We start from the raw sequence: 5,266 nt of genomic DNA, 5'->3' as shown, positions 1-5,266 counted from the left end.
CTGTTGCGCAACATGGCCCAGCTCGCCCGCTGGATCACGCTGGCGGTCATGGCGGCCGCGGCGCTGCTCTTCGCTTTCGGCACCCTGGTGCGCGGGATGCCGGCGGTCGAGATGTTCCTGACCGCCGTGAGCCTGGCCGTGGCGGCCATTCCCGAGGGATTGCCCGCCATCATGACCATCACGCTGGCCATCGGTGTGCAGCGCATGGCTGCGCGCCACGCGGTGGTGCGCCGGCTGCCCGCCGTGGAAACGCTGGGTTCGGTCACCGTGATCTGCTCCGACAAGACGGGCACGCTGACGCGCAATCAAATGACGGTCCAGCAGGTGGTGCTGGCCGACCAGTTCATCGATGTGGAGGGTGTGGGCTATGCACCCGACGGTCATCTGCGTGACGGGGATCGGCCCTTGATGGCTGGCGAGTTGTTTCGCGAATCGCCGGCCCTGCTGGCATTGGCCGAGGCGGCCGCGCTCTGCAACGACGCCAGCCTGCAACAAAGGCCCGAGGCGGGCATTGGCCAGGCCCCGGCCGGCAACGGTGTTTCATGGCAGTTGACCGGCGATCCGACGGAGGGTGCCTTGCTCTGCCTCGCCATGAAGGCCGGCATCGATCCGGTGGAGCTGCGCGTCGAGCACCCGCGCCTTCAGGCCATTCCGTTCGAATCGGAGCACCGCTTCATGGCCACCGCGCATGCCCGGGCCGGTGGTCACCAGGTGCTGCTCAAGGGTGCCCCCGAAAGCGTGCTCGTGAGGTGCAGCCACCAGCTTCTGCGCAATGGACAAGTGGCGCCGCTGGACGCGCAGCATTGGAACGCGGCCGTGGAAGCGCAGGCCCGCAGTGGTCGACGGGTGCTCGCGCTGGCGCGCGGTCAGCTCGGTGATGGACAGGCGTTGAATCACCAGACGGTCAGCCAGGGCCTGACCCTGCTCGGTCTGGTCGGCATCATCGATCCGCCGCGCGACGAAGCCATTGCGGCGGTGGCGCAGTGCCGGGCGGCCGGCATCCGCGTGAAGATGATCACCGGTGACCACGGCACGACCGCCAGCGCCATCGCGGGACAGCTCGGCATGGGGCAGGCGCTGCGCGCGGTCACCGGCCCCGAGATCGAGGCCATGGACGACGAGGCCTTGCGCCAGGCGGTGCAGGACACGGACGTGTTCGCCCGCGCCAGCCCGGAACACAAGCTGCGGCTGGTGCAGGCCTTGCAGGCGCGCGGTGAGGTGGTCGCCATGACGGGTGACGGCGTGAACGACGCCCCCGCGCTCAAGCAGGCCGATGTGGGTGTGGCGATGGGGCAGAAGGGCACCGAAGCCGCCAAACAGGCCGGCGCCATCGTGCTGGCCGACGACAACTTCGCCTCCATCGCCCACGCGGTGGAGGAGGGGCGCACGGTGTACGACAACCTGCGCAAGACGGTGGTTTTCCTGTTGCCCATCAACGGCGGTGAATCGCTCTCGCTGCTGGCCGCCGTGGTGTTCGGCCTGGCGCTGCCGATCCTGCCGGCGCAGATCCTCTGGGTGAACATGGTCAGCTCGGTGGCACTGGCCATGGTGCTGGCCTTTGAGCCCACCGAGCCCGACGTGATGAAGCGCAGGCCCCGACCCGCCACGCAGGCCATGCTCTCTTCCTTTGTGTTGTGGCGCATCTTCCTGGTGTCCACACTGTTCCTGATCGGCATCTTCGGCATCTACCGCTGGGCGCTGAGCATGGGCAGCCCGATCGAGGAGGCACGCACCATGGCGGTCAACACGCTGGTGGCGATGGAGATTTTTTACCTGTTCAGCGTGCGTTACCTCAAAGCGCCCTCGTTCACCTGGCGCGGCGTTCAGGGAACGCCCCGCGTGTTGCTGGCGGTGGCGGGGGTGCTGGTGTTGCAGGCGCTGTTCACCTATGCACCTTTCATGCAGACGCTGTTCAACACACGGTCGCTGGATCTGGTCCAACTGTCACTGTGTGCCGCCGCCGGGGTGGCCGTGCTGCTGGTCCTGGAGCTGGAGAAAACCCTGCTGCGTCACTTCAGGCGCTGACAGCCCCAGCCGATGCGCAGCGCCGTGGTGATCGCGCACAGCGCTGCGAAGCCCCAGGCGATGGGCGCGAACCACTGCGGCCAGAGGCACATCGCCACGAACGCGGCGATGGTCTCGGTGGCCTCGGTCAGGCCGCCGAGGAAGTAAAAACTCTTGTCGGGCAAAGCGGTCGATGTGATCCCGCGCTGGGCGGCCACGATGGCAAACGCCAGGAAGCTGCTGGCCGTGCCGATGAAGCTGGCCAGCAGCACGGCTGCGGGCAGGGCGTTCTGTGCCGGGTCGGCCACCGCAAACGCCAGCGGGATGGCCGCATAGAAAAGAAAGTCCAGCGTGATGTCGAGAAAGCCGCCGCGGTCGGTGGGCTGGGTGAGGCGAGCCACGGCACCGTCGAGCCCGTCCATCAACCGGGAGAGCAGCAGCAACACCAGCCCCACCGTGAAATGCTGCAGGGCGATGGACACGGCTGCGGCCATGCCGATCGCGAAGCCGATGAAGGTGAGTGCGTCGGCGCCGATGCCTGCGCGCACCAGCCCACGGGCCATGCGGCTGAGCACCGGTTTCAAGACCTGTTGAATGGCGCTATCCAGCACGACCGAGCTCCACCACCAGCGCAGGGTCGGCCACGTCGGCCGCGTCGTGCGTCACCAGCACGGCGGGCACGCCGCTGTCGCGCAGGTGCTCGAACACGAAGCTGCGGAACTGGTCGCGCAGCGCGGCGTCAAGCTTGGAAAACGGCTCGTCGAGCAGCAGCGCTTTCGGGCGCGCGAGCAGCGCTCGCATGAGCGCCACGCGTGCGCGTTGCCCGCCCGACAGCGTGGCCGGGTCGCGCGTGCCGAAGCCAGCCAGGCCCGATTCGTCCAGCGCTTGCTCCACCGCGGCCAGGCGCTCACGCCTGGGCCCGGCGGGCACGGCGAACAGCAGGTTCTCCGCCACCGTCATGTGGGCGAACAGCAGGTCGTCCTGGAACAGCAGGCCGATGCCGCGTTGCGCGGTGGGCAGCCGCGTGAGGTCGCGTCCGTCCAGCGTCACCGTGCCTTCAAACTGCAAGGCTTCGCTTCCTTCGGTCACGCTGTCCAGCGTGCCGGCCATGGCCGCAAGCACCGAGCTCTTGCCGCTGCCGCTGGGTCCCATGAGCGTGAGGATGTGGCCTGCAGCCACTTCAAAGCGCAGGTCTTGAACCAGCGTGTGGTCGCGGGTGGCGAGGCGGTGGATGTGAACAGCGAGCGTCATGCAGCAGAGTGGGTGAATCGGCGGGGGCGGCCCAGCCAGGCGGCAAGTGCGAAGGCCAACACCGGCAGCGCGAGTTGCAGGCCGGCGTAGGCGCTGGTGAGCGAACGTTGCCCGCCCGAGGCGAGTGTGACGGCTTCGGTGGTGACGCTGGCGAAACGCCCCGCACCCACGTAGAGCGTGGGCAGGTACTGCGCCACGCTCACCGCAAACCCCACAGCGGCGGCGGAGGCGAGCGCGCGCTTGAGCAGCGGCCATTTCACGCGCAGCAGAAACGCCCAACCCGAGCGGCCCAGGCTCGCATTGAGCTGGGCGTAGCGTGGGTCGAAGCCAAGGTAGGCCGGGCTGAGCGCGAGCAGCACATAGGGCAGCACCATGAGCGTGTGCGCGATCAGCAGGCCGCTGGCCTGGCCTTCCAGCCGCAGTTGCAGGCCCACGCCATACAGCCCCACCACCCAGAGCACGGCGGGCAGCACCAGCGGCAGGTAGAGCAGCGGGCGCAGGGCATCGTCCCAGCGGCGCGGCGCGAGTTCGAGCCAGGCCACGCTCCACACCAGCGCCACCGCGCTGCTGCCCGCTGCCAGCCACAGCGTGGTGAGCACCGTGCCGCTGCTCTGCGCTACCTGTTCCCATGCGGCGGTGGTCAACGACTGCGGCCACACGGCGGGAAATGCCCACACCCCGCTAACGCTGCCCACGGCGAGCGCCAGCAGCACGGCAGCGTACACACCCACCAGCAGCCACACGCCGATGTCACTGCCCGGTGTTCGTGAAGGCGAGCCGCGAACACCATGCCCATGCGCCAGCGCCTTGCGTTGCAGGCGCTGCGATCCGAGCCAGAGCACGCTGCAGGCCAGCACCAGCAGCGCAAGCAGCACGCCTGCGGCCGCGCCTTGCGCGTAGGTGGCGGGGTCGGCGTCCTGCAGCCACTGCCAGGCCAGCACGGCCAGCGTGGGCGGGGTGGCCGGGCCGATCACGAGCGCCATGTCCACCACGGTGAGCCCGTAGGCCAGCACCGCCAGCAGCGGCCAGCGCAGGCGCGTGGCGAGTTGCGGCCACAGCACCAGCCAGAAGGCGCGGCGCGGTGCGTAGCCCAGGGTTTGCGCGAGGGCATGTTCGGCGCGCCAGCGCTGGCGCACGTCGTCGCGCTGCAGCTGGGTGGCCGCGGTCCAGAGCAGGAACGGAATCTCCTTGATCACGAGTGCGGCGATCAGGCCCAGGCCCCAGGGGTCTTGCGTGGTGGGCCAGGGCGGAGGGCTGTCGAAACCGGTGAGCCAGGGCGAGAGCGCGCGCAGCAGCCAGCCGCTGGGCGCGAGCAGAAACAACAAGCCGATGGCCAGGGCGGCATGCGGCGTGGCCAGCATCACCGGCAGGCCGCGCAGCAGGCGCGCCAGGCGCTGGCGCACGAAGCCGCGTGCCAGCAGCGCGGCCGCGCCCCACCAGGCCAGCAACGTGGAGGCCAGGCCGGTCCACAGGGTGAGCAGCGCGGCGTGAGTGAGGGCGGGGTCTTGCGCGAGTGCGCGCCAGGCCGCAGTGTTGCTGCCGGTCTTGAGCGCTTCGAGCGCGGTCCACAGCATCGGCACGGCGGCCAGCGCCAGCAGGGCGCCTGCACCCAGGTGCCGAAGGGAAACGTTCGACGACAAACGCATCACACGCCGTAGCGGCGCGCCCACTCCTTCTCCAGCGGATCGACCCACGAGGCGTGGGGTTCGGGCAGCGTGGGGGCGCCCTTGGTGACCAGGCCGGGCAGGTTGCCGGTCTGGAACAGCGCCCGGTCGGCGGCCGGCAGGCGCGCCAGGTCGAGCACGGTCGGGTCGCCCCAGTGCGCGATGTCGGCCTTGCGGGCCTGCGCGGCGGGTGAGAGCAGGAAGTTGGCCACCACCTGCGCGCCGGCTTTGGCACGTGCGTTGTACGGAATGGCCACGAAGTGCGTGTTGCCGATCGTGCCTTTTTCAAACTGCCAGCTCACCACCGAGGTGGGCAGGCGCTTGGCCGCGATCTCGTTGGCGGCTTC

Annotated in this window: 4 protein-coding genes and 1 pseudogene; 1 reads left to right on the top strand and 4 read right to left on the bottom strand. The window is 69.4% G+C overall.

What is annotated here, in order from left to right; translation table 11 throughout:
* On the top strand, nucleotides 1-2,025 hold a 2,025-nt coding region (locus tag Q0C59_RS18385; protein WP_291218277.1), incomplete at its 5' end, for an HAD-IC family P-type ATPase.
* Here the strand turns inward: Q0C59_RS18385 and Q0C59_RS18380 are convergent.
* The 4 genes and pseudogenes from Q0C59_RS18380 to Q0C59_RS18365 form a co-directional block, all read right to left on the bottom strand.
* Complete coding sequence (locus Q0C59_RS18380) at nucleotides 2,010-2,615, bottom strand: CDP-alcohol phosphatidyltransferase family protein (protein WP_291218275.1); 606 nt, start codon at nucleotides 2,613-2,615, stop codon at nucleotides 2,010-2,012. The genes Q0C59_RS18385 and Q0C59_RS18380 overlap by 16 nt on opposite strands.
* Nucleotides 2,605-3,255, bottom strand: coding sequence for an ATP-binding cassette domain-containing protein (locus Q0C59_RS18375; RefSeq protein ID WP_291218273.1), 651 nt, complete (start codon nucleotides 3,253-3,255; stop codon nucleotides 2,605-2,607). Before Q0C59_RS18375 ends, Q0C59_RS18380 begins: the two co-directional genes overlap by 11 nt.
* Complete coding sequence (locus Q0C59_RS18370) at nucleotides 3,252-4,925, bottom strand: ABC transporter permease (RefSeq protein ID WP_291218271.1); 1,674 nt, start codon at nucleotides 4,923-4,925, stop codon at nucleotides 3,252-3,254. Before Q0C59_RS18370 ends, Q0C59_RS18375 begins: the two co-directional genes overlap by 4 nt.
* A pseudogene (locus Q0C59_RS18365) lies at nucleotides 4,901-5,266 on the bottom strand (ABC transporter substrate-binding protein); the annotation flags it as partial. The pseudogene Q0C59_RS18365 and the gene Q0C59_RS18370, both read right to left, overlap by 25 nt.

The sequence above is a fragment of the Hydrogenophaga sp. genome (assembly GCF_022844385.1).
In the GTDB taxonomy this organism is placed as follows: Bacteria; Pseudomonadota; Gammaproteobacteria; order Burkholderiales; family Burkholderiaceae_C; genus Hydrogenophaga.
Note: the sequence above shows the minus strand (reverse complement) of the source record. Positions and strands in the feature narration are given on the sequence as shown.

Bases quoted from the DNA above. Each gene is read 5' to 3' on its own strand.
- Q0C59_RS18375 (WP_291218273.1), bottom strand. From the start codon at position 3,255: ATGACGCTCGCTGTTCACATCCACCGCCTCGCCACCCGCGACCACACG.